Raw genomic sequence first — 22,050 nt, forward strand, 5'->3', positions numbered from 1 at the left:
CGCAGGGTTCCGTTCACGATTCGCGGGGCCAGCGCTGCGCCAGACGCTGCTGGATCGGCAGTGCGGCGCGGCGGTTGCCGGTCAGAAAGGTCGCGTAGAAATCGATACGGTTGGCGGGGTCGTCAATCGCCACCGATGTGCGCGTGTGCACGAGGAATCGCCCGTTGACGTCATGCGACGAGCGCGTGAGGTTGGAATAGAAGAACGGGAAGGCCGAATAGCGGCTGATCTGCTCGAGCGAACCCAGATCCTGCTGGTACAGGAACTGCGCGCCCGGAATACGCTGTTCGATGAGTGTACGCCACGGGCCTATGTCGGAGGCGACGATGAAGCTCATGCCGGCGAGGTCGGCGAAGGTGACGCTTGCGCGTTGCGCGAGCGGATTGAAGTTGTTGATCGCGACGCAGAGGAATTCGCGACCCAGATACAGCGAATCGACGCGCAGGTCGTCGATCTTGCGGTCGGTGATGACGATTGTCGCCTTACGCAGCAACAGCTCGTCGAGCACTGCGTCCGGGTCGATCAGATCATGGCGGATCGTCAGTGGGTCGGGTGTGGAGGAGTCGGCGGACGGGTGGCGATGGCCGGCCGTGAAGGCGTCGGACGCGGCTTCGGCGTGTTCCAGGTGCCGGACCTCGCGGTGTGCGAGCAGGCGGTTTCGGATGCGCTCGCGACCGGCTACCGGCTGATCGACACGGCGGCGGCCTATATGAACGAGGAGGCGGTCGGAGCCGCGATTGCGAAGAGCCCGGTTGCGCGCGAGGACATCTTCGTGACCTCGAAGCCGTGGGTCGACCACTTCAGCTACGAGAAGGCGAAGCAGGGCATCGACGATTCGCTGCGCAAGCTCAGCCTCGACTACCTCGACCTGTATCTGCTGCACCAGCCGTACGGCGACGTCGCCGGTGCCTGGCGCGCGCTCGAAGAGGCACAGCAGGCCGGCAAGATCCGCTCGATCGGCGTGTCCAACTTCGCGCCCGACCAGCTCATCAACCTCGAACTGATGAGCAACGTGAAGCCCGCCGTCAACCAGATCGAAGTCTCCCCATGGTATCAGGAGAAGGACGAGGTGCGCTTCGCCGAAGAGCAGGATGTGCAGGTCGAGGCGTGGGCGCCGTTCGCCGAAGGCAAGCATCATATCTTCACCGATCCGACGATCGCGGCGATCGGCGCGAAGTACGGCAAGACGAACGGTCAGGTGATTCTGCGCTGGCTGCTGCAGCGCGGCATCGTCGCGATTCCGAAGTCGGTGCACAAGGAGCGTATCGAGGAGAACTTCGACGTCTTCGACTTCGAACTCAGCGACGAGGACATGGCTACGATCGCCGGTCTCGATAGGCATGAGAGCCAGTTCTTCGACCACCGCGATCCGACGGCCATCGTGAGCATCTTCGGGCAGAGCCTGCGCGCACTGCGTTCGTGACGCGCAAGGGCGAACCGTTCAAGGACGCGCAGCTCACGCGCGAGACGGTAGCGAAGTTCGCCACCGAACTGCTGACCGGTAAACAGGACTACCATCGTGAAAGCCTCGGCATCGGTGAGCCCGGCATCGAATGGGCGAAGCCGAGCTTCTACTGAGTCGCTGAACGCGGCTCGCTGAGCGATGCTGAAATCAGCTGAAATCAACGGATATGGGTGAGCCCCGGGCCTCCTCGCATGAGGAAACCCGGGGCTCACCCGTAATCGCCGGCGGCTGAAAGTCATCGATGTTTCATGTTCCATGTGAAACATCAGCACGATGACCGCCGCCGGTCGTTGGGCTGACGGCTCAGCCGATACGGATCAGTCGACGAGGAACGAGCGCATGAACCACTGGAACTGCTCGAGCTTCTGCACGTGGTCCTGCATGATGTTGCTGCTCACGAAGTCGAGGTCGTCGAGTTCGGCGACGGCGGTGCGGTCGGCCTTGATGAACGAGTCGTAGTACTTGTCGAGCGCACGCAGATAGTCGAGCGTGTTCTGGCGGCCTTCGAGTTCGAACTTGTCCCAGGTGCGGTAGCGCACGATGTCGTCGGGGCGACCGGAGGGCGAACCGCCGAGCGCGGCGATGCGTTCCGCCGTCTCGTCGGCCATCGCGAGCACTTCGTCGACCTGCGGGTCGAGCATCTCGTGGACGGCGATGAAGTTCGGGCCGGCGACGTTCCAATGCGCATGCTTGAGCACGAGCGCGGCCTCCTGCTCCTGGCTCAGACGCTCCTGCAGGATGCCGATGATCTTCTCCGAGGAGGCTTCGTCGAGGCCCGGGATGATGAATGACAGTGCCATGGTTGTTCCTTTCGGTATGTTGGCGGATGTTCTGCCTCGAGCTTACGTGCCATTGCCGTATGTTGGCTGAGTGTGAGCTGTTAGCCTAACTCTTATTCTCCTCATCCCCTTTTGATGCGCTGGCTTCATGATCGTCCTGCTTGCGCACTTCGATCGTTTCGATCCTGCGGCCGTCGACCTTCGTGACGGTCATCGTGTAGCCGCCGTCATCGGAGGTGTAGGTGTCGCCGACCTCGCCCATCTTGCCGGTATGCGCAAGGAAGTATCCGGCGACCGTCTCGTATGGGCCGTCGCTCAATTCGATGCCAGTCAGGTCGGCGAAGTCCTCGATCGTCATGCTGCCGTCTACGGTGGCGACGCCGTTGACGAACACGGTTCCGTTGCCATCGTTCTTCGTGTGGTCTTCAGGCAGGTCGTACTCGTCGCGGATGTCGCCAACGAGTTCCTCGGTCATATCCTCGAGTGTGACGATGCCGTCGGTGCCGCCGTACTCGTCGATGACGGTGGCCAGGTGGATGCCACGCTGCCGCAGCAGCGCCAGGCTCGGCAGCAGCTTCGACGTGCCCGGCAACGCGATGCCCTCGCGCGTCACGTCGGCAACGGTCATGCCGTCGGGATTCTGCACGTCGAGCAGGTCGCGCACATGGACGAAGCCGAGGATGTCGTCGAAGTCCTTGCCGGAGACGGGGTAGCGGGAATACGGCATGTCGCGGACGAAGGCGGCGGCCTCGGTGAGCGGCATGTCGGCGTTGAGGAACGCGACATCGGCGCGCGGGCGCATGACCTCGGCGACGATCTTCTCGGACGCGTCGAAGACGTCGTCGAGAATCGTGCGTTCATCCTTCGTCAGATTCGAGTTCGAGCTGACGAGGACGCGCAGCTCCTCGTCGGAGACCTCGGATTCGGTTTCGTTCGGATCGAAGCCGAGCAGGCGGACGATGCCGTTCGTATTCTTGCCGATGAGCCAGATGATCGGCTTGCAGATCGTCGCGAACACCGAGATTGCCGGGACGACGGCGCGGGCGATTTGCTCGTTGCGCTGCATCGCGATGCGCTTCGGCACCATTTCGGAGATGACAATCGAGCAGTAGGAGATGATGAGCGTGAGCACGATCGTCGTGAGCGGGGCGGCGACCTTGGCCGGGACGCCCCAGCTTTCCACGACCGGCACGATGAACGGGGAGATCGACGATTCGCCGAAGGACGCGGACAGGAAGCCGGAAAGCGTCACGCCGATCTGCACGGTGGAAAGGAACGTGTTCGGGTCGCGCGCGATCTTCGCGACGCGGGCGCCGCGCGCATCCTCATGTTCCATCTGGTCGATCTGCGAACCGCGCAGCGAGACGAGTGCGAGCTCGGTGCCAGCGAAGACGGATCCGAGCAGCAGGAAGACGAAGATGAGCAGAATGTTCAAACCTAAAGACATGACTCAAGCGTAAGGCATTGGCAGGGCAATCGGCCGCCCAGAGCCTATCTGCGATTTTGGGGTGGGTCATCCGTGAGACTGCGCCCTTTTGTGTTCCATCCTTATCGCTTTTGTTCGCATATGGTGGGTTTGGATGCTGTTCGCGGCGGTGTCTCACGGATGACCCACCCCAAAATCGCAGATACGTCTAGTCGCTTGGAAGTGTTACGACGGCCACTGGGCTTGCTGTTCGGTAACTGTTCCTGAGGAGCGAGAATGAGGGGCGCAACGTTCATGCAACGATTGTGGAACAGTGTGGGAAACAGTTTGGTTATCCACATTTCCACAGATTTATTGCCGCTGGTGGCATCGAGTCGGCCGGCATGCTTGAGTGACCGGTATGAGCGAATCGAATCAGGCCAAGCGATTGCGCGAGGCTCGCGACGAAATGCTGCGTATATGCGTCGAGGCGCAATCGAAGCTCCAGCATTCTCCGGTGTTCTGCCGGATGACGGCGTTGGGATTGTTGGAAGTCGAGCCGCCCCGTTTGATGCGTCGTTCGGGAGGCGGTGAGGATATGCGCCCGGAGCGCGTGGTCGCGGGGCAGAATGCGCATCATACGCTTGCCGGCATCCATGATGTGCAATGGAGCGGGCCGATCCAAACACAGGTGGTGGCGGATGCGGTGTGCTGCACCGCGCCCGAATGCACATGGGTGATGATGGCGCCGATGCTGAGCATGCTGGAATTGGTCGTGCTGGGTGACAGCATGATGCGGCGCGACGCTGCACTCAAACGCACATCGGCCATGGGATTCGAGCAGTACCTCGACCAGTTGCGGGAACGATGCAAAGGAATCAAGGTCAAAGGATTCCGGGCATGCTGCAAGGCTCTGAAGCTGATTCGCGAGGATACCGATTCCTCGATGGAGAGCCGCGTGCGTGTCACGCTCGATCAATATGGTCTCGGCGTCCCGGACGTGAACCATCCCGTGGTGCATCCAATTACCGGACGGATGCTGCATTTGGACATGGCCTATCCGGAACTGAAGATCGCCATCGAATACGATGGCCGGTTCCATGCCGATCAATGGGAAGCGGATGTGGAGCGCCGGCGAATCCTTGACGAGCTAGGCTGGGATGTCATTCAGGTCACCGCCGTCGATATGCGCACCGAAGGTGACCGTCATGCGCTTGCGATGCGCGTCGCGCAGCACATCGGCATCCGCTTGGGACACAAGATCCGTGTCCGTGTTCCATTGACGGTGGAACAGCTCACCGATGGCCGTCGTGCTTCAGAAGCCGCTTGGAAACGCTGGCTTTGAGTAGTCTCCGGGCGCTATCTGCGATTTTGGGGTGGGTATTCTCTGGGACTACGCCTCTAAACGCGTCATTCCTATCGCTTTTGTTCGTATATGGTAGGTTTAGGGGCTATTAGAGAAGGAGTCTCAGAGGATGCCCACCCCAAAATCGCAGATACGGCTGATTGACCGGCGACCGTCGGCCGACCGCCGGCCAATCGTCGCGCTCAGAAGCTGAGCACTTCGACCAGGCCGGAGTCCAGACGATAGCGGGCGCCGACGATCATCAGCTGCTCATGGGCGAGCGCCTCTCGGATGATCTCCGAATGCGTCACCAGATGCTCGATCGTGCGCGCGATGTTCACCTGCTCATAATCCTCGTTCGAATCGAGCCCCGCCATCTGCGCCTGCCAGACGGACAGGCCGACGTTCTTGAGGAGCTGCGAATCGGAGGAGAGGATGACCTCGTCGAGGTCCTCCATCAGCTGTTCGCGCACCACCTCCGATTCGTGCTCGTCCTCCTTGGACAGCTTCTTCACGAGCGCGTCGAGTTCTTTGACGCCCTGCTCCACGGCCGCGCAATGCTGATGGCCGAGCACGACGAGCAGGCTCACATGCATCGTGCCGACCGCGTATTCGAGCGACTGCAGCACGGCGTCGTCGATGATCTGCCCGGCCGTGCGCACCGTGAACATGTCGCCCAGTCCCGCGTCGAAGATGATCTCCGGCGGCACGCGCGAATCCGAGCAGCTGAGCACGGCCGCATCCGGATTCTGCGCGTCAATGAGCGATTCGCGAGTTTCCTTGTCCTGCCACGGATGCGTGGCGTTGCCTTCGGCGAACCGGCGGTTGCCGGCGAGCATGCGGCTCCAGGTGCTGTTCGCGGTGGTTTCTTCGGCGGTTGTTGTGGTCATCATGGCTCCTCTGTGCGTTCGTTGGGTCGCTGCAGCGCTTAGGCTAAGGTAAATCATAGAGGTTTTTCGCCGTCGCGCGCGTTGCAACGCGCGCGGTCGTAGGAGGTACCGATGGCCGGAAGAAAAAGGTCGCAACGTCCTTCGATGTTTGAAGTCGCGAAGCTCGCGGGCGTGAGCCACCAGACCGTCTCCCGCGTCATCAACCATTCACCGAATGTGTCCGCGCCGACGCGTGAGAAGGTGGAGCGCGCGATCGCGGAGCTCGGCTACCGTCCCAGCAATTCCGCGCGCGCGTTGGCGTCGAATCGGACGCACACGGTCGGCATGATCGCCGGAGGCCAGCGTTTCCACGGCCCGGCGACCGTCCTGTCCTCGATCGAGGCGGCCGCCCGCCGGCATATGATGTTCGTTTCGGTGGCGATGGTGCAGGAGGCCGCATGCACGCAGCGTGAATTCGACGATCTGTGCGGCATGTTCATGCAGCAGGGCGTCGATGCGTTCATCTTTATGACCCCCACCGATGCGATGTTCCAGACTGCCTGCCGCGCGCATGTGCAGCAGCCCAGCGTGATCATCACCTCCGCGCACGGGACGGTGAGCGTGGGCGAGGGGCTGCGCATGATCCGTGGGACGCAGCGCAGAAAGGTGTCGTTCGTGGGCGTCGACCAGTGGGGAGGCATGGCGTCGGTGATGCGCCTGATCCGCAAGCACGGGCATCGCAACGTGCTGTTCTTCGCCGGTCCCGGGCAGTGGCGCGACGCGAGCACGCGTCTGGTGGCATGGAACAAGCTGTGTGCGAAGAACAAAGTGAATTCGGTGACGGTGCAGTGCCACGATTGGGAATCGGCCGATGCCTACCGATCGATGAACCACATCCTCGACAGCATCGGTTCGAACGGCGGCCGTCTGCCCACCTGTGCCGTCTGCTCGAATGATGTGATGGCAATCGGCGTGATCCGCGCATTGCTGGAACATGGCGTGCGTGTGCCGGATGAGATGAGCGTGACCGGGTTCGATGATATGCCCGGCATGAGCAATCTGTACCCTCCGCTGACCACAGTGCGGCAGGATTTCGACGATCTGGGCACGATGGCGATGCGCGAGACGCTGTATCTGATGGGCGAGAGTGAGGAGCCCGCGTTCTCGAACTCGCAGCACGGCGTGGGTCTGGTGTCTGCTGACCTGATCATCCGCCAGTCGGTGCGCGTCGCGCCGCAGCGATGAGCTGGGCTGTGTCGGTGACGCCGTCGTCGGCCGGCACGGCCCAGCTCGTGCGATCAGATGTTGTGATCGGTGTGACGCTCAGTGTTCGGCTTCGAAGACGTTGATGTCGGTCGTCATCAGATCGCGGATGTCCTGCGAGAAGAACCCTTTGTCCGCCGGGAAACGGTCGGACTTCACATGGTCGGCGTTCACCCATTCGACGAGCACATGCTCGATGGCTTCCGGCAGCCCGATGCGCGACGCGGCCACGATCAGCTCATCGCGGTTGTTGTCGGTGTCCTTCATCTCGTACAGTCCGCGCAGCGCGTCGATATTGTCCTCATACTGTGCGAGCGGCTTGTTCTCGAACAGCACCGTGTACCACTGGTACAGCGCTTCACCGGTGCGGGTCATGTCTTCGGTGGTTTCCGCCATGATGATGCTTCCTTTCCTCTGCATCCGTGTTCGTTCGCCGGACATTCCGCGCCCCGTCTGCGATCGTTGGCGCGTTCCGCCGGCTCCACCGGACATCCTAAGCGCGTCATTCCGCCCCGACCTCGGCCTTCCGCCCCCGGTATAATGGATTGCAACGATGACGCGGCGCCGTATCGTCCTTCCCGATTTCCCCCGATTACCTGCCCAGTCATCGATGACCATCCGTCACACATTCGGCCGCGTAAATGATACTGACTATCATTTACGACCCGTTGCACGCCGCGATGCGCGCTCTATTTGATACTTTCTATCATTTACGACGCCGATTCGGCGGTGCAGTCGTCTGATTATGCTCATCTGGATCAGAATCGAGACGGAAGGACGCGGCACGGGCGACACGTACCGGCAGCTTTCCACACTGTTCCATATGGATACGAACGCGGGCATGGAAACCAACCTCGAACATGCCGCGCGAGAACAGCTTGAATCCGATTCGACGTTCCGCACCGGCATCATTACCAGGTTGAGTGAACTGTTCATCGCGATGCCGCGCGAGTTGACGATCAAACTCAACGACGTGCTCATCCAGGATCAGAGCGTGGCGTTGTTATGGAGCCGGCTTCCGCAGATCATGAAGCGGAACTACATCGATCGGGCGATCGGTGACGAGATCCTCTCGACGAATGAGATCGAAGGCGTGCGCAGCACCCGCAAGGAAGTGCAGCTCGCCGTGGCCGCCGCGCATTTCCTCTTCGAATACACACATCCGTTCCACGATGGCAATGGCCGCACCGGACGGTTCCTGCTTGCGCTCAATCTGCAATCCGCGCTTGCAACGCCCACGATTCTTCCGCTGTCCCGCGTCATCGCACACAACAGGCCGAAGTACTACAAGGCCTTCATGCAGGTGGAGGATGAGCTGAACCATGGCGAGCTTACCTTCTTCGTGATGATGCTGCTCGACTTGATCATGGAGTCGCAGCGCGACCTCATCGAATATCTGGTGCAGCTGATGAATGGTGTGGAAGGGCTGAGGCATCGATGCGACCAGCTGATGGACATGCTCTCTCTCCCCCCCCCATGCGGGCGATGTACTGTTCGTGCTCATGCAGGAGCAGAAGTTCGGCGGATGGCGGTCGTTGACGCTCGATGACGCCGCCCATTATCTCGGACTGTCGAAGCAGAGCGCGCGCAAAGTGGTCAAGGAACTTGAACAGGCCGGACTCATCGAATACACGAAGCGACGCCCGCTGATGTTCCGCTTCTCCGGCGATGGAGTGGACTCAGCGGACTCGTCGGAGGAGATGCCGGAAATCTGAGCGTTGCCATAATGCAACGCTGGGAACGATGACTTCGGCGAAGCGCCATGCACCATGTCGTCATGCGCATTGCGCACGTAATAGACGAGGGCCGTGGCACGGGAGCGATCCCATGCCACGGCCCTCACCTATCGAAGGAGTGAAACCGGTATCAGCCGGTGTTCTGCAGGCCGGCTGCGACACCCGAAACGGTGCACAGGATCAGGTAGATGAATCCTGCCTGCTGGCTCTTCGAGAGCTCTTCCTTGTCCACCTTCTTACGCAGCGAACGCAGCGCGAGCACCTGGGTGACCGACAGCGCGTCCACATACGGCGAGCGGATGCGGATCGCCTGGCCGAGCACATGGCGATGCTGCAGCGGCCATTCATCGCCGACGATGCGCAGCACCCAGCGGCGCGTAAGCTCCATCTCGTGCAGGACCTTGTCGCGCAGATCGTCGCGATCGCCGAGTGCGAGATACATCTTCGCGATGCGCTCGTCGGTCTTCGCGAGCGACATCTCGATGTTGTCGATGAAGGTCGAGAACAGCGGCCACTCCTGATATGCCTGACGCAGCGTATCGAGGTCGCCGAAGGCCTCGCACGCGGAACCGAGACCGTACCATGCGGCCAGGTTGATGCGCGCCTGCGCCCACGAGAAGATCCACGGAATTGTGCGCAGATCGTCGAGCGACTTCGCACCCAGGCCACGCTTCGCCGGACGCGAGCCGATCGGCAGCAGGCCGACCTCGGTGAGCGGCGTGACCGTGGAGAACCACGGCGCGAAGTCCGGCGTGTTGAGCAGATCAAGGTAGGTTTCATGTGAAACCTTGTTGAGCTCGTCGGCCATCGGGGCGAACTTCTCGGTCATCTCCGTGTTCGTCTTCTCGACGCTCGGAGCGGACTGCAGCAGTGTCGCGGCGGCCACGGATTCAACGTGACGGATCGCGAGCACCGGATTGCCGTAGCGGGCGAAGATGACCTCACCCTGCTCGGTGAGCTTGAAGCGGCACTTGACCGAACCCTTCGGCTGCGCGAGCACGGCGCGGTTCGCAGGGCCGCCGCCGCGGCCGACGGCGCCGCCGCGGCCATGGAACAGCGTCAGGTCGATGTCGTTCGCCTCGGCCCACGTGGCGATGCGCTCCTGCGCTGCGTGCAGCGCGAGCGTCGCGGTGGTCGGACCGGCGTCCTTCGACGAATCGGAATAGCCGAGCATGACCTCGAGCTTGCGGCCGGTCTGCTTGAGACGTGCCTGCACTTCGGGGATCTTGATCATTTCGTCGAGCACGCTCACCGAATTCTCGAGATCCTCAAGCTGCTCGAACAGCGGGATGACGTCGATGACCGGCGCATCCTCCGGGTTCGAGAAGGCGAGACGATTGAGCTCGTAGACATCACGCACGTTCTTCGCGCTCTTCGTGAACGAGATGATGTAGCGACGCGCGGCCTTGACGCCGTTGCGCTTCTGGATCGCGCCGAGTGCGCGGAAGGTGTCGAGCACCTCGACCGTCATCGGCTGCAGTTCACCGCGCTCGCCATGCAGGCCGTGTTCGCGGATGTCGTCGAGCGCGCGGGCATGCACGACCGAATGCTGACGGAACTCCATCTCGACCATATGGAAGCCGAAGGTCTCGGTCTGCCAGATGAGATCCTGCAGCGGGCCGTAGGCGGCGCGCTTGTCGCCGGCTTCGGCGAGCGAACGCTGCACGACGCGCAGATCGGCGAGGAAATCGTCGGCGCTGTGGTACATCAGGTCGGTGTCGCGCTTGATCGTATAGTGCAGACGATCGGCCATGACGAGCATGACGGCGCGGTGCAGCTCCTTCGTCGAGATGAGCGATGCCTTGCTTGTGAGCCGCTCGCTGATCTCCTTCTGCTGGTTCCACAGCGTATGCAGTTCGTCGCTCGGCGGCGTCGTCTCCGCTTCCATCGTCAGATTGCGGCCGACGTTGCGCGTCGCCTCCTCGAGGGCGGCGAGCACATGGTCGGAGAACTTGCGCGCCACCTGACGGCTCACCTTCGCGGTGACGTTCGGGTTGCCGTCACGGTCGGAGCCGATCCAGCTGCCCGGATGGAAGAACGCGGGGCACGCCGGTTCGACGGTGCCGGCCTTGTCGCCGAGGACCCAGTCGTCGAAACGACGGTAGACCATCGGGATCGTGTGGAACAGCGTGTTGTCGAAGATGTCCAGGATCGTGTCGGCTTCCTCGACCGGCGTCGGCTTCTTGAGTGCGATCGGCGAAGTGCGGAACAATGCGTCGATCTCGTTGTAGAGACGGCGGTAGCATTCCTTCTTGTCCGATCCGCCCAGCATGTGGTACGCGGCGAGCTGGTCGGCGACGCGGCGGATCTTGCCTTCCACGGCCTTGCGGCGCGCTTCGGTCGGATGCGCGGTGAAGACCGGATGGAACTCAAGACGGTTGAGCAGCTCCTTCGCCTTCGCGGGGCCCATCTCGGCGATCAGCTGGTGGTAGGCCTTCGTCATCTCGTTGACCGGATCGATCGCCAGGGAGTCGTCCACCTTCGCCTCACGCTCGTGCAGGACGGAGACGCGGTAGTTCTCCTCGCACAGATTCGCGAGATGGAAGTACGTGGTGAACGCGCGCGCAAGCAGCTGCGCGTCGTGCAGGTTCATCGCGTCGATCGTCTTGACGGCCATCTCCAGATCGTCGCGCTCGGGGTGAGTGTCGGTGAGCACGCCGGAGAAACGTTCCGCGCTCGCGTCGACGGCGTACTGGCGCACGGTGTCGAAGGTGTTGAGCAGCGATTCGTCATATTCGGAAAGCACGCCGCGCAGGATTTTGAGACACAGATCCATGTCCTCATGCAGCGTGGGGGGCAGCTCACGCTCTTCGGGGGTTTTCGTCCCCGTGCCGGACGTGACGATGGCCGCGTCCGCAGGCGTGATCTGTTCGTTATCAGTCACATTGACCTCCTTCTAAGAACATCAGGTTGCTCGGTCTTCCGGCCATCCGCGGCTCCTCCGCGGTTGTGTTGATCGGACGTTGCGAGCCCACAGCCTTGAGTTCTCTTCGGTTGCACGCCCATTGTAGGCGCGGGGAATCGACAGTTGCGTTACATGCCGTTGGTTTCGGTCATGATGTGAGATGTCATGCGCGATTCCGTATCAATGACGACGTGAGCCCATTCCAGCTGATTGATGGCGCATTGCTTCATGGTATTGGTGCTCTTGCGGAGCTGCATCCACGTATCGAGGACGGCCCATGGGGTGACGTTCTTGGTGGAGGGCTTGTCTGCGCAACCTTCCGGTGAGGGCCTCGTGCCGATGACATCAATGGCGCGCTGCAATGGTTTCGAATCGGCTACGTCGGTTGCGATCCCTGCAGCTTCTTCCCAATATATTTCGTATGAAGCATAGGTTGATTGTGCGTGCGAGAGAAGGATGTAGAATACGGCGAGCGCGGCGATGTAGATGGCGACGAATCTGTAGATGTACGTGCGGATTTGTCGCCATCTATGCTGTGATAGGTGGATCCTGCGCATCAGTCGTACCTCCTATATTGCCATATCGGAGCCCGTGTCGGGTCATGTTGTCGTGACCGTTGTTATGTGCGTACTGTAGTGATTGCGTCAATTGGATTCTGGTTTATGTTGTGCTGCGAAAGCTGATTGGGGGAATGTTAGGATGATGCTTGCAGCTATGGCGGTTATAGATAGATTTTTATTTTTCATAATATCTCCCTTCCCTTGCTGAGTGTATATAGCGATGATGTCAAGATTTAATTTTATCTCATTATTTGAGGCAAATACTTCAATTTTCAAACGTGTCATTCTTCTTCGCAGGAGCGTCTAATGTTTTGGGTGATGATTCGAAAAAATGACTGATTGCGTTGCTTTGCAGATATGGTCAGCCAAGAGGCTGCATCGGTGAAATGACTTGCATGTTCTACATTGGAGGTATGCAGGAAGAAGTAAAGAGCGGCGCCACGGCCGCCGGGAGATACCATTCCCATTCGATCCCGCTCGACATGGAGGACATCGAGCGCGATTGGGACAAGCCGATCCAGGAGGCCGGCATCGCCGCGAAGGCGAGCGTCATCGTGCGCGTCGGCATGCTCGACCTTGGCGCCGGCACCGGTAGTTTCCGTGTGCGCGAGATGATGCACCGCATCGCGTATCCGCTCGGTGTGCATGTGCGCGCCGACGTCAACCTCACCGACATCGAGGCGGCGTGCACCGACGGCTCCGGGCGCATCACCGAAGTCGTCAACCTGCCGACGACCGGCATCAACACCGAGCGCATCTGGCTGCTCGAGCATTTCGCCGACTGGTTCAGCGTCAATCTCGGCACCGGCTCGATGTACCACCGCGAGACGAAGGTCTCCGCGGGTCTCATGCAGCATCTCGACATGCGGGACGCCTCGCAGGTTTCCGCGGACATGGCGAAACAGTTGCGCGAGGAACGGCATCAGGCACGCGTCGCCGAACGCGCGGCCGCCTCCGACGAGGCTGTTGAGGACGACGAGGCCGCGCTCGCCGGCAGCGCCGTCGACGCGGCGGCGACGATTGCGGATGCGTCGACTGACGTTGCCACGCAATCGATGGACAATGCGCAGTCGACGAACGCTGTGCTGTCGACGGATGATATGCAATCGGCGGATGACACGCAGCCGGAGATCAACGAGACCGTCATCGACGCGCTCGTCGCGGCCGACGGCCACGGCGACGACGCGCGAGGCAGCGCCGAACAGCTGGCGATGCCGCGCAAGCCGCGCACACGGCTGCGCGCGGTCGCCGGCGAGCGCACACGCGCATGGCGTGAGCGTTCGCAGCGCCCGCCGAAGAACGGGTACGCCGAGCATTTCGACCATGTCGGCGAACGTGCCGTCGCGCGCAAGAAGCATGAGATCACGGTGCGCGACGTGCATAAGCGGCTCGATATGATCGAGCGTCGCAAGCCGCTGTATTCGCCAGCGCTGTCGGGACTCGCGTCGGCGTGTGCGTGCGCGTCCTTCGTGTTCCTGCTCGGCGGCGCGCCGTACGACATGATCGGCGCGTTCGTCGGCGCCGGCCTCGGCCAGTGGCTGCGACGGCGGCTGTTCGCGCATCATCTCAATCAGTTCTTCGTGACCTTCGTCTGCGTGGCCGTGGCGGCCTTCGCGTGCGTCGGCACGCTGCGTCTGATCGGTCTGTTCAATCCGGTGGCGTTGCAGCATGACACGGCGTACATCGGCGCGATGCTGTTCGTCATCCCCGGATTCCCGCTCATCACCGGCGGTCTCGACATGGCGAAGATCGATTTCCCGTCGGGCGTGCAGCGCGTGATGTATGTCGTGTGCATCATCCTGATGGCGACGCTCGCCGGATGGATGGTCGCTTCGCTCGTCCATCTCAACCCACAGGGCTTCGAATCGCCCGATCTCGCGCCGTGGGTGAACTGCTGCCTGCGCGCATTGTTCGCGTTCATCGGCGTGTGGGGATTCTCGATGATGTTCAATTCACCGCAGCGCATGTGTCTGGTGGCGGCGACGATCGGCGCGATCACCGACACGCTGCGTCTGGAATTCGTCGATTACGGGCTGCCGCCGGAGGCCGGCGCGTTCCTCGGTGCGATGCTCGCCGGTCTGCTCGCATCGGCGTGGCGTTCGGCGGTGCGCCACCGGCTGCTGCCGCCGCATCTGGGCTATCCGCGCATCTGCCTGACGGTGCCGTCGATCGTCATCATGGTGCCGGGACTGTATATGTATCAGGCGATGTTCCATCTGGGACAGTTCGAGACGCTGCTCGCGCTCGACTGGGCGTTCCGCGCGTTCATGGTCATCATCTGCCTGCCGATCGGTCTGGCGATGGCGCGCGTCATCACCGACAAATCCTGGAGGTACGACATGTGACGGCGAACGGCCGCACATATGGCATACGACGGCGGGGCGGCACTTGGGATTCCCAAGTGCCGCCCCGCCGTCGTCGTATGTTGACGTGCGTGCGATGCACGCGCGCATGACAGGAGGTCGCCGCGTCAGCGGTCGTAGCGCATGCCCATCGCCTCGCGGACCTCGTCGAGTGTCTCGTTGGCGATCGCGTTCGCACGGCGGTTGCCCTCATGCAGGATGTCGCGGATCGTGTCCATGTCCTGCGCGAGTTCGGCGCGGCGCTCGCGGTGCGGCGCGAGGAACTCGTTGACCGATTCGGTCACGTACTGCTTGAGCGCGCCGGCGCCGGCGTTGCCGATCTCCTCGGCGATCTCCTGCGGGTCGCGGCCGGTGACGAGGCCGGCGGTCGTCAGCAGCGCCGAGACCTGCGGGCGGTGCTCCGGGTCGAAGGTGATCATGCGTTCGGAATCGGTCGGGCTCTTCTTGATGAGCTTCGCCGTCTCCTCGGCGGTCGCGCCGAGCATGATCGAGTTGCCGTAGGACTTGCTCATCTTGCGGCCGTCGAGGCCGGGGATCTCCGGGGCGTCGGACAGGATCGCGGCCGGCTCCGGGAAGATCGGGTGCTTCTTCGCGTAGCGTTCGTTGAAGCGGCGGGCGATTGTGCGCGTGATCTCGACGTGCGGCAGGTTGTCCTTGCCGATCGGCACGACGTTCGCCTTGCAGAACAGGATGTCGCAGGCCTGATGCACCGGGTAGGTGAGCAGCAGGCCGGTGAGCGCATGGCCGGAGGATTCCATCTCCGACTTCACGGTCGGGTTGCGGTGCAGCTCGGCCTCGGTGACGAGGGACAGGAACGGCAGCATCAGCTGGTTCTCGGCCGGGATCGCCGAATGCGTGAAGATCATCGTCTTCTCCGGATCGATGCCGGCGGCCATGTAGTCGAGGACGAGGTTGAGCACGTTGTCGTCGATGTGCTCGGTCGTGTCACGGTCGGTGATCACCTGATAGTCGGCGATGATGATGTTCGTGTTGACGCCGCGGTTCTGCATCGCAACGCGTTCCTTGATCGAGCCGAAGAAGTGGCCGAGGTGCAGGCGTCCGGTCGGACGGTCGCCGGTGAGCATCGTGAACTTCTCCGGATGCTCCTCGAGCTTCTTGAGCGTTTCCTCGGAACGCTTTCTCGCAGCGAGGAAACTCGCGCTCATCTCATTGCCGGCCGCAGTCAGGCGCGCCTCTTGTTCTTCAGCCATACGTAGTAATCCTTGTGCCGTTCGAATCGTTGGTTTTCGGTGGTTTTCATCGTAGAAATCTGAGCAGACAACAAAAGAGGGGCGGAGAAGTGGTACTCTCTTATGTGATGAATTGATAGCAAACAGTTAATCCAGGGGGTCAGATGGGCCGCGGACGTCAAAAAGCCAAGCAGCAGAAGATAGCTAGGAAGCTCAAGTACCTGACCACTGACACGGATTATGACGAGCTTGCGAAGGAGCTGGGGGCGCGGGAACCAGGTTCCGGTTCATTCGATCCGTTTGCCGATGTGGAGGCGAAGTACGCCCAAGACGCGGATGTTGACGAGTTCGAGGATGAGGAGACCGTCGTGTCCGCTGCATCCGAGGACGACCTTGATGACTATGCGCAATGGGCGGCCGAGGCCGCCGCGAAGGCCACAAGCGGAGAGATGCCGGTGACGCCAGTGTCCAAGCCGCACAAGCCTATTCCGATGCCAGTGCCGGGTGCCTTCAAGCACGCCGATCATGCGAAGCATGCGGACTCCGCGCAGCAGCAGTAGGAGTCCAGTGCCGGTCCGTTGAACGGACGAATCGAGACATATCGCAGGATGTGCGGGTGTGCGTGGACCCTGGAGGTTCACGCACACCCGCACATCTGTATTCGGCGGTGGGGGTAGGGGCGTGCGTTCCGCCGCGATGGCCGGATGTGCGGATTAGCCGAGCGGGAGGATCGCCGACAGGTCGTCGCGTTCGCCGACCGCGCTGATATGGCCGGCCTCGCGTTCCTCGTCCCAGCTGGTGATGCCGCTGGCGACGCGCAGCCAGACGGCCGGTTCGAGTTCGATGACGTCCGGCGGCGTCAGATTATGCGGATCCGAGGCGGGGCCATCGAGGATCTTCACGGCGCCCCACGGCGCGACGCGCACCTCGACGCCCGGGCCCGGCGCCTTCAGCTCGAGCATATGCAGCGAATAGCGGACGGCGAGCGCCATCGTCGGGCGTGGCAGCGCGGGGGCGATGTCGGTCGCCGCTTCGGTGCCGACGAGCGCATGCGCGGCGTCGCACCAGGCGTCGTAGGCGTCCATGCCGGCGGTGATGTCCTTCTTATGGATAGCAGCCATGCTTCGTATTGTGCGCGCACGTTGCGATAAGTCAGTATATATAGGTATCGCCGATCGCTGCGGGTGCAGGTTGCGGCGGCTCCGACCGGAACATGGATGCCATGTGAACGTCAGCGGTGCAATCGGCGGCGGAAACGGTCGCTAATGATGGCGCAAGCGATCGTCCTTGTCGCATATCGCACCCAAAGATATCGCGGAATGGTCGGCTTGCGAACAGAACGGGTGCGTGGCGCGGCCGCCGCGTTCGCGGACGGCGCCGCCGGCGAACGTCGCGGGTGCAGAACGCGCCGGAGACGATCGCCGACGGTCGCGGCGGCGTTACTGAAATCGGACTGAACGACACGCGGGGCGTGCGCGCGGGCGGCGGACGCGCAGGCGGCTATGACGGCTGCTGGCCCCATCTGAAGCGCTTGCGCAATGTGGAGATTGCGGTACAAAAAGCGCGTGATTGCAGTCGTAACCTTTGGTGAAGTCGACGTTATGCTATGATTTGCTGTTTGAGAACGTATGCAAAAACGGACAGAAGAGCTTGTATCGCGGATTTCCGACAGGACAGGTGATTTTGCCCGTGGGCGTTCATAGTGAAGATAACGTTCAGAGGAGTCATAGATATGACCGAACTTACGGCACCGAAGTCCTCGGTTACCGCAGCTCAGTTCGCGGATGAGATCCGCAACGAGCTCAAGTACACGCAGGGCGTTACGCCCGAACAGGCGAAGCCGGCCGACATCTACGTCGCCACGGCCACCGCCGTGCGCAAGCACCTTATGGATTCTTGGATGAAGACCCAGCAGGACATGATCAACGGCAACACCAAGGCCGTCGGCTACCTGTCCGCTGAGTTCCTGATGGGCAAGCAGCTGCGCAACGCGCTGCTCAACTCGGGCCTCACCGACCAGTTCTATGCTGCGGTCAAGGAGCTGGGCTTCGACGCGCAGGAAGTCATCGACGCCGAATACGAGCCGGGCCTCGGCAACGGCGGCCTCGGCCGTCTCGCCGCCTGCTTCATCGATTCTCTCGCGTCGCTGGGTGTGCCGGCCTTCGGCTATGGCATCCAGTACCGCTATGGTATCTTCCGTCAGGAATTCGACGAGGAAGGCCGTCAGGTCGAGCGTCCTGACTACTGGCTGACCAACGAGGATCCGTGGGGCCACATCGACTACGCGCGCGACCAGCGCGTCAACTTCGGCGGCGAAGTCGTCGAAGAGGCCGGCAAGCGCGTGTGGAAGCCGGCTTGGGCGGTCCGCGCGATTCCGGTCGACTACATGGTTCCGGGCTACGAGTCCGGCCGCGTCAACACGCTGCGCCTGTGGCAGGCACGCTCCTACGACGAGTTCGACCTGCTCACCTTCAACAAGTCCGAGTACCTTGACGCGGTCAAGCCGCAGGTCAAGGCCGAGGACATCTCCAAGATCCTGTACCCGGAGGATTCGACCGAGGTCGGCAAGGAACTGCGCCTCGAGCAGCAGTACTTCTTCGCCTCCGCTTCGCTGCACGACGCGATCCGTGTCTTCTACGGCGACGCCGAGAAGCCGGATCTGACGACGTTCCCGGACAAGATCACGTTCCAGCTCAACGACACCCACCCGGTCATCGGCATTCCGGAGCTCATGCGCATCCTCATCGATGAGTACGGCTACGACTGGGATACCGCGTGGGACATCACGACGAAGACCTTCAACTACACGTGCCACACGCTGCTTCCGGAAGCGCTCGAAGTGTGGCCGGCGTCGCTCATCGGCAAGCTGCTGCCGCGTCATCTCGAGATCATCGAGAAGATCAACGACCAGTTCATGCACGAGCTCGAAGGCCTCACCGACGACGAGGCGAAGATCGAGCGCATGCGCATCCTCACCGCGGGCGAGAACCCGTCGGTGCGCATGGCGTACCTCGCCTCCTACGCCGGCTCGCACGTCAACGGCGTCGCCGAGCTGCATTCGCAGCTGCTCAAGGACGTGACGCTGCGCGACTTCTCGGACATCTATCCGGCGAAGTTCACGAACGTCACGAACGGCGTCACCCCTCGCCGCTTCATGAAGCTCGCGAACCCGGGCCTGTCCGCGCTCATCACCGAAGGCCTCGGCACCGACAAGTGGCTCGAGGACCTCGAACTGCTCAAGAACCTTGAGCCGCTCGCCCAGGACGACGAGTTCGTCAAGAAGTTCGCGAAGGTCAAGTACGACAACAAGGTTCGCTTCGCCGACTTCGCGAAGTCCGAGTACGGCTTCAAGCTCGATCCGACGACGATGTTCGACACGATGATCAAGCGTCTGCACGAGTACAAGCGCCAGGCCCTCAAGATCCTCGAGGTCATCGCCACCTATGCGGACATCAAGTCCGGCAAGGTCAAGGTCGAGGACGTCACGCCGCGCACCGTCATCTTCGGTGCGAAGGCCGCCCCGGGCTACTACCTCGCCAAGATGACGATCCAGCTCATCAACAACGTCGCCAAGGTCATCGACAACGATCCGGACGTCATGGGCAAGCTCAAGGTCGTGTTCCCGTGGAACTACAACATCCGCGTCGCGCAGATGCTGATCCCGGCGACCGAGCTCGACGAGCAGATCTCGCAGGCCGGCAAGGAAGCGTCCGGCACGTCGAACATGAAGTTCGCCCTCAACGGTGCGCTCACCGTCGGCACGCTCGACGGCGCGAACGTCGAGATCCGCGAGCGCGTCGGCGCCGACAACTTCTTCCTCTTCGGCATGACCGTCGACGAGGTGGACAAGATGTACGAGAGCAACTACGATCCGGCGAAGTTCTACGAAGCGGATCCGCGCCTCAAGACCGCGATCGACATGGTCGCGGACGGCACCTTCTCCAACGGCGACAAGGAGACCTATGCTCCGCTCGTCTCCGATTGGCTGACCAAGGATTGGTTCATGACGCTCGCCGACTTCACGGCGTACCACGACATCCAGTCCCAGATCGAGACGCTCTACGCTGATCAGCTCGAGTGGAACCGCAAGGCGATCCTCAACGTCGCCAACTCCGGTTACTTCAGCTCCGATCGTTCGATCGAGGACTACCTCGACCGCGTCTGGATGACCGGCCCGCTGCCGACCGAGAAGTGAGGCATGCAGCCGCGAGGCTGATTGCAGCATAGAAGACGAACGGCGGACGGCACCTTCGGGTGTCGCCCGCCGTTCGTCTTTGTGTATGCGTCCATCCATATCGCCATGTCGATGCATATATCGTCCGTCCGTATGCGCCGTGCCGTCGCCGCGACGACAGTGTCGGCGGCACGGCGGCACGGCGCCGCCGGCGACGATGTTCGGATGTCGATATCGCTGCCGCAGTCGTCATCGATACGAAAAACCGCGGTGTGCACGTTCCAACAATCGTGCACACCGCGGTTCGCTGATGTCAGCAACGCGTAGTTCGCGTACGACGCCGCCGCACAACGCAGTGCGGCGGTCGCGATCAGGCTGCGTCGGCGGCCGGAGCGACCTTGTCGACGTCGTCCTCAGTCTTGTCCTTCGCGAGCGTGAGGTCGACAGGCGACGAGCTGTTCTCCCACGGCTCCTCCCACGGATCGTAGTCCGGGTTCTGCTGCTTGTAGATGTAGACTCCGACGACCGCCGCGAGCAGCGCACCGAAGAGCAGCGCGAAGAATTTCCAACCGCTAGAGGACTTATGTTCCTTCATGACGGCTCCTTTCCGATTACCTGGTCGACTGGTTTCCCCAGACAACTCTGTTCACCATCATAGGACCTTCGCCGCGTTCGCGCGACTTCGGTTGTGCTCATGGCAAGTCCCTGCGCCTCAACGCGAAGGCGGCATGCATGGCCGGTTCCATGACGGTCGTATGACGGTCGCACGACGGTCGCATGACGGTCGCGCAACGGTCGCATGGCGACCGCGCGACGCGCGTCGTAACGCGCACAGCGGTGCGCGTCGCGGCACGTCACCCTGCGCTACAGTGTGACCTATGCCCAACAATCGTTTTTCGTTGTTCCCCGATTCCCCGTCGATGCGGCAGGTGTTCTCGCTGCGGTCGCTGCGTTACCGCTGGCGCAACGGCGAACCGGTCGTCACGTCGGCGATCATCGTCGTCTGCGTCGCGCTGTGGATCGTCGAGTTCGTCCTCAATCTGGTGAGCCGCCCGGCTTTGGCGGATCTGCTGCAGTACGGCGCGATGCAGCCCTACCGGGCGGCGCGTGAGCCGTGGATGTTCGTCACGTCGATGTTCCTGCATTCGCCGACGTCGATCTTCCATATCCTGTTCAACATGCTGACGCTGTGGTGCGTCGGGCCGTTCCTCGAGCGGCTCATGGGACACTGGCCGTATCTGATGCTGTATATGATCGCCGGCATCGGCGGCGGCGTCGGCATGGAGCTGTGGGCGGCCTTCGGCCGTGACCCCTCCGGTTGGATCACTTATTCCTATGGTGCGTCCGGCGCCCTGTTCGGCCTGTTCGCCGCGTGCCTCGTCGTCTACCGGAAGGCCGGCGCCGATATGCGGTCGATGCTCGTGTGGATGGCGATCAACTTCGCGATGCCGCTCGTCGTGCCGAACATCGCATGGCAGGCGCATGTCGGCGGCTTCATCTTCGGCGGCCTGCTCACGTTGCTCGTCGTCGACGGTCCGCGTGCATTGCGCGGCAAGTCGACGTTGGCGCGCACGTCGATCTACGGCGGCGCGTTGCTGCTGCTCGAAGTGATCATCGTCGTCATCTGCAACCAGAACAACATCTACGCGATGATGCTGTGAGCGTCGTGTGGCGGCTGATTTCGCATGCCTCTAGTGTCGCTGCGCAACTTACAGCGGTGTAGTTTTCCACAAGATGTGGAAAACACTGTGGATAATTCGGGGATAGCATGAGGAAACAGGCCGAAGTTATCCACATAGATATCCACAAATGTTGATATCTATGGTTTCCCCACCGGTGGGGGATGTGGATAACAGTTATCCACATCCCCTCTGAACCGTTGAAATCAAGCCATAAATAGGGATTAGGTAAGGGGATGCCCCCTATATGTAGTGCGTCGAAAGTTATCCACATTTCACGTTATGTCAGAAATTGAAAGCACAGTGGACATCCCCTG

21 protein-coding genes are annotated in these 22,050 nt (G+C 61.7%); 10 read left to right on the top strand and 11 right to left on the bottom strand.

Annotated features, from left to right (window positions below; all coding sequences use genetic code 11):
* Positions 1 to 13 precede the first annotated feature (13 nt).
* A complete protein-coding gene (locus BcFMB_RS02675; RefSeq protein WP_257790240.1) occupies positions 14 to 625 on the bottom strand; it encodes a substrate-binding domain-containing protein in 612 nt (203 codons plus the stop codon).
* On the opposite strand from BcFMB_RS02675, the gene BcFMB_RS02680 reads away from it, so the two are divergent.
* Both BcFMB_RS02680 and BcFMB_RS02685 read left to right on the top strand, forming a co-directional pair.
* A complete protein-coding gene (locus tag BcFMB_RS02680; protein WP_232513858.1) occupies positions 530 to 1,423 on the top strand; it encodes an aldo/keto reductase in 894 nt (297 codons plus the stop codon). The two genes, BcFMB_RS02675 and BcFMB_RS02680, sit on opposite strands and share 96 nt — an antisense overlap.
* Positions 1,420 to 1,578, top strand: a complete 159-nt coding sequence (locus BcFMB_RS02685; RefSeq protein WP_198405437.1) for a Rossmann-fold NAD(P)-binding domain-containing protein — start codon at positions 1,420 to 1,422, stop codon at positions 1,576 to 1,578. Before BcFMB_RS02680 ends, BcFMB_RS02685 begins: the two co-directional genes overlap by 4 nt.
* Positions 1,579 to 1,782: 204 nt before the next feature.
* On the opposite strand, the gene BcFMB_RS02690 is transcribed toward BcFMB_RS02685, so the two are convergent.
* Together BcFMB_RS02690 and BcFMB_RS02695 are read right to left on the bottom strand one after the other, a co-directional pair.
* Positions 1,783 to 2,265, bottom strand: a complete 483-nt coding sequence (locus BcFMB_RS02690; RefSeq protein ID WP_024540361.1) for a Dps family protein — start codon at positions 2,263 to 2,265, stop codon at positions 1,783 to 1,785.
* A gap of 85 nt (positions 2,266 to 2,350) precedes the next feature.
* On the bottom strand, positions 2,351 to 3,691 hold the full coding sequence (locus tag BcFMB_RS02695) for a hemolysin family protein (protein WP_099720981.1): 1,341 nt from the start codon (positions 3,689 to 3,691) through the stop codon (positions 2,351 to 2,353).
* 379 nt (positions 3,692 to 4,070) lie between these two features.
* On the opposite strand from BcFMB_RS02695, the gene BcFMB_RS02700 reads away from it, so the two are divergent.
* Complete coding sequence (locus tag BcFMB_RS02700) at positions 4,071 to 4,994, top strand: DUF559 domain-containing protein (RefSeq protein ID WP_099720982.1); 924 nt, start codon at positions 4,071 to 4,073, stop codon at positions 4,992 to 4,994.
* A gap of 203 nt (positions 4,995 to 5,197) precedes the next feature.
* Here BcFMB_RS02700 and BcFMB_RS02705 read toward each other — a convergent pair whose 3' ends face one another.
* Complete coding sequence (locus BcFMB_RS02705; protein WP_418215001.1) at positions 5,198 to 5,887, bottom strand: carbonic anhydrase; 690 nt, start codon at positions 5,885 to 5,887, stop codon at positions 5,198 to 5,200.
* Positions 5,888 to 5,995: 108 nt separating this feature from the next.
* Here BcFMB_RS02705 and BcFMB_RS02710 point away from each other — a divergent pair, with 108 nt between their 5' ends.
* Positions 5,996 to 7,108, top strand: a complete 1,113-nt coding sequence (locus tag BcFMB_RS02710) for a LacI family DNA-binding transcriptional regulator (RefSeq protein WP_099720983.1) — start codon at positions 5,996 to 5,998, stop codon at positions 7,106 to 7,108.
* Positions 7,109 to 7,186: 78 nt separating this feature from the next.
* Here the strand turns inward: BcFMB_RS02710 and BcFMB_RS02715 are convergent, their stop codons facing one another.
* Positions 7,187 to 7,522 (bottom strand): hypothetical protein, encoded by a 336-nt coding sequence (locus BcFMB_RS02715; protein ID WP_157775053.1) that lies wholly within the window; start codon positions 7,520 to 7,522, stop codon positions 7,187 to 7,189.
* Between the two features lie 349 nt (positions 7,523 to 7,871).
* Between BcFMB_RS02715 and BcFMB_RS02720 the strand changes: the two genes are divergently transcribed.
* A complete protein-coding gene (locus BcFMB_RS02720) occupies positions 7,872 to 8,675 on the top strand; it encodes a Fic family protein (RefSeq protein ID WP_099720985.1) in 804 nt (267 codons plus the stop codon).
* On the top strand, positions 8,629 to 8,841 hold the full coding sequence (locus BcFMB_RS02725) for a MarR family transcriptional regulator (RefSeq protein WP_099721703.1): 213 nt from the start codon (positions 8,629 to 8,631) through the stop codon (positions 8,839 to 8,841). The genes BcFMB_RS02720 and BcFMB_RS02725 overlap by 47 nt, the downstream gene beginning before the upstream one ends.
* Positions 8,842 to 8,992: 151 nt before the next feature.
* Here BcFMB_RS02725 and BcFMB_RS02730 read toward each other — a convergent pair whose 3' ends face one another.
* The 3 genes from BcFMB_RS02730 to BcFMB_RS09495 form a co-directional block, all read right to left on the bottom strand.
* Positions 8,993 to 11,746 (bottom strand): phosphoenolpyruvate carboxylase, encoded by a 2,754-nt coding sequence (locus BcFMB_RS02730; RefSeq protein ID WP_099720986.1) that lies wholly within the window; start codon positions 11,744 to 11,746, stop codon positions 8,993 to 8,995.
* A gap of 149 nt (positions 11,747 to 11,895) precedes the next feature.
* Positions 11,896 to 12,324 carry a hypothetical protein gene (locus BcFMB_RS02735; RefSeq protein ID WP_099720987.1) on the bottom strand — a complete coding sequence of 143 codons (429 nt, stop codon included), beginning with the start codon at positions 12,322 to 12,324 and terminating at the stop codon, positions 11,896 to 11,898.
* An 87-nt stretch (positions 12,325 to 12,411) separates the two neighbouring features.
* Positions 12,412 to 12,603, bottom strand: coding sequence for a hypothetical protein (locus BcFMB_RS09495; protein WP_157775055.1), 192 nt, complete (start codon positions 12,601 to 12,603; stop codon positions 12,412 to 12,414).
* Between the two features lie 137 nt (positions 12,604 to 12,740).
* Here BcFMB_RS09495 and BcFMB_RS02740 point away from each other — a divergent pair, with 137 nt between their 5' ends.
* Entirely contained in the window at positions 12,741 to 14,672 is a 1,932-nt protein-coding gene (locus BcFMB_RS02740; RefSeq protein WP_232513860.1) for a threonine/serine exporter family protein, read from the top strand.
* Positions 14,673 to 14,797: 125 nt separating this feature from the next.
* Here the strand turns inward: BcFMB_RS02740 and trpS are convergent, their stop codons facing one another.
* The gene (trpS, locus tag BcFMB_RS02745; RefSeq protein WP_099720989.1) at positions 14,798 to 15,901 is read right to left on the bottom strand and encodes a tryptophan--tRNA ligase; all 1,104 of its coding nucleotides are present in this window, start codon (positions 15,899 to 15,901) and stop codon (positions 14,798 to 14,800) included.
* 143 nt (positions 15,902 to 16,044) lie between these two features.
* On the opposite strand from trpS, the gene BcFMB_RS02750 reads away from it, so the two are divergent.
* Positions 16,045 to 16,440 (top strand): DUF3073 domain-containing protein, encoded by a 396-nt coding sequence (locus BcFMB_RS02750; protein WP_024540349.1) that lies wholly within the window; start codon positions 16,045 to 16,047, stop codon positions 16,438 to 16,440.
* 153 nt (positions 16,441 to 16,593) lie between these two features.
* Here the strand turns inward: BcFMB_RS02750 and BcFMB_RS02755 are convergent, their stop codons facing one another.
* Positions 16,594 to 17,001 (bottom strand): sterol carrier family protein, encoded by a 408-nt coding sequence (locus tag BcFMB_RS02755; protein ID WP_099720990.1) that lies wholly within the window; start codon positions 16,999 to 17,001, stop codon positions 16,594 to 16,596.
* Positions 17,002 to 17,612: 611 nt separating this feature from the next.
* Here BcFMB_RS02755 and BcFMB_RS02760 point away from each other — a divergent pair.
* Positions 17,613 to 20,075 (top strand): glycogen/starch/alpha-glucan phosphorylase, encoded by a 2,463-nt coding sequence (locus BcFMB_RS02760; protein WP_024540347.1) that lies wholly within the window; start codon positions 17,613 to 17,615, stop codon positions 20,073 to 20,075.
* A 349-nt stretch (positions 20,076 to 20,424) separates the two neighbouring features.
* Here the strand turns inward: BcFMB_RS02760 and BcFMB_RS02765 are convergent, their stop codons facing one another.
* Positions 20,425 to 20,649, bottom strand: coding sequence for a hypothetical protein (locus BcFMB_RS02765; protein WP_024540346.1), 225 nt, complete (start codon positions 20,647 to 20,649; stop codon positions 20,425 to 20,427).
* Positions 20,650 to 20,932: 283 nt separating this feature from the next.
* On the opposite strand from BcFMB_RS02765, the gene BcFMB_RS02770 reads away from it, so the two are divergent.
* Complete coding sequence (locus BcFMB_RS02770) at positions 20,933 to 21,715, top strand: rhomboid family intramembrane serine protease (protein WP_024540345.1); 783 nt, start codon at positions 20,933 to 20,935, stop codon at positions 21,713 to 21,715.
* The last annotated feature ends 335 nt before the right edge of the window (positions 21,716 to 22,050 follow it).

It is taken from the genome of Bifidobacterium choerinum (assembly GCF_002761235.1).
In the GTDB taxonomy this organism is placed as follows: Bacteria; Actinomycetota; Actinomycetes; order Actinomycetales; family Bifidobacteriaceae; genus Bifidobacterium; species Bifidobacterium choerinum.

Bases quoted from the DNA above. Each gene is read 5' to 3' on its own strand.
- BcFMB_RS02680 (WP_232513858.1), top strand. From the start codon at position 530: ATGGCGGATCGTCAGTGGGTCGGGTGTGGAGGAGTCGGCGGACGGGTG.
- BcFMB_RS02690 (WP_024540361.1), bottom strand. From the start codon at position 2,265: ATGGCACTGTCATTCATCATCCCGGGCCTCGACGAAGCCTCCTCGGAG.
- BcFMB_RS02695 (WP_099720981.1), bottom strand. From the start codon at position 3,691: ATGTCTTTAGGTTTGAACATTCTGCTCATCTTCGTCTTCCTGCTGCTC.
- BcFMB_RS02700 (WP_099720982.1), top strand. From the start codon at position 4,071: ATGAGCGAATCGAATCAGGCCAAGCGATTGCGCGAGGCTCGCGACGAA.
- BcFMB_RS02705 (WP_418215001.1), bottom strand. From the start codon at position 5,887: ATGATGACCACAACAACCGCCGAAGAAACCACCGCGAACAGCACCTGG.
- BcFMB_RS02710 (WP_099720983.1), top strand. From the start codon at position 5,996: ATGGCCGGAAGAAAAAGGTCGCAACGTCCTTCGATGTTTGAAGTCGCG.
- BcFMB_RS02715 (WP_157775053.1), bottom strand. From the start codon at position 7,522: ATGGCGGAAACCACCGAAGACATGACCCGCACCGGTGAAGCGCTGTAC.
- BcFMB_RS02720 (WP_099720985.1), top strand. From the start codon at position 7,872: ATGCTCATCTGGATCAGAATCGAGACGGAAGGACGCGGCACGGGCGAC.
- BcFMB_RS02725 (WP_099721703.1), top strand. From the start codon at position 8,629: ATGCAGGAGCAGAAGTTCGGCGGATGGCGGTCGTTGACGCTCGATGAC.
- BcFMB_RS02735 (WP_099720987.1), bottom strand. From the start codon at position 12,324: ATGCGCAGGATCCACCTATCACAGCATAGATGGCGACAAATCCGCACG.
- BcFMB_RS02740 (WP_232513860.1), top strand. From the start codon at position 12,741: ATGCAGGAAGAAGTAAAGAGCGGCGCCACGGCCGCCGGGAGATACCAT.
- trpS (WP_099720989.1), bottom strand. From the start codon at position 15,901: ATGGCTGAAGAACAAGAGGCGCGCCTGACTGCGGCCGGCAATGAGATG.
- BcFMB_RS02750 (WP_024540349.1), top strand. From the start codon at position 16,045: ATGGGCCGCGGACGTCAAAAAGCCAAGCAGCAGAAGATAGCTAGGAAG.
- BcFMB_RS02755 (WP_099720990.1), bottom strand. From the start codon at position 17,001: ATGGCTGCTATCCATAAGAAGGACATCACCGCCGGCATGGACGCCTAC.
- BcFMB_RS02760 (WP_024540347.1), top strand. From the start codon at position 17,613: ATGACCGAACTTACGGCACCGAAGTCCTCGGTTACCGCAGCTCAGTTC.
- BcFMB_RS02765 (WP_024540346.1), bottom strand. From the start codon at position 20,649: ATGAAGGAACATAAGTCCTCTAGCGGTTGGAAATTCTTCGCGCTGCTC.
- BcFMB_RS02770 (WP_024540345.1), top strand. From the start codon at position 20,933: ATGCCCAACAATCGTTTTTCGTTGTTCCCCGATTCCCCGTCGATGCGG.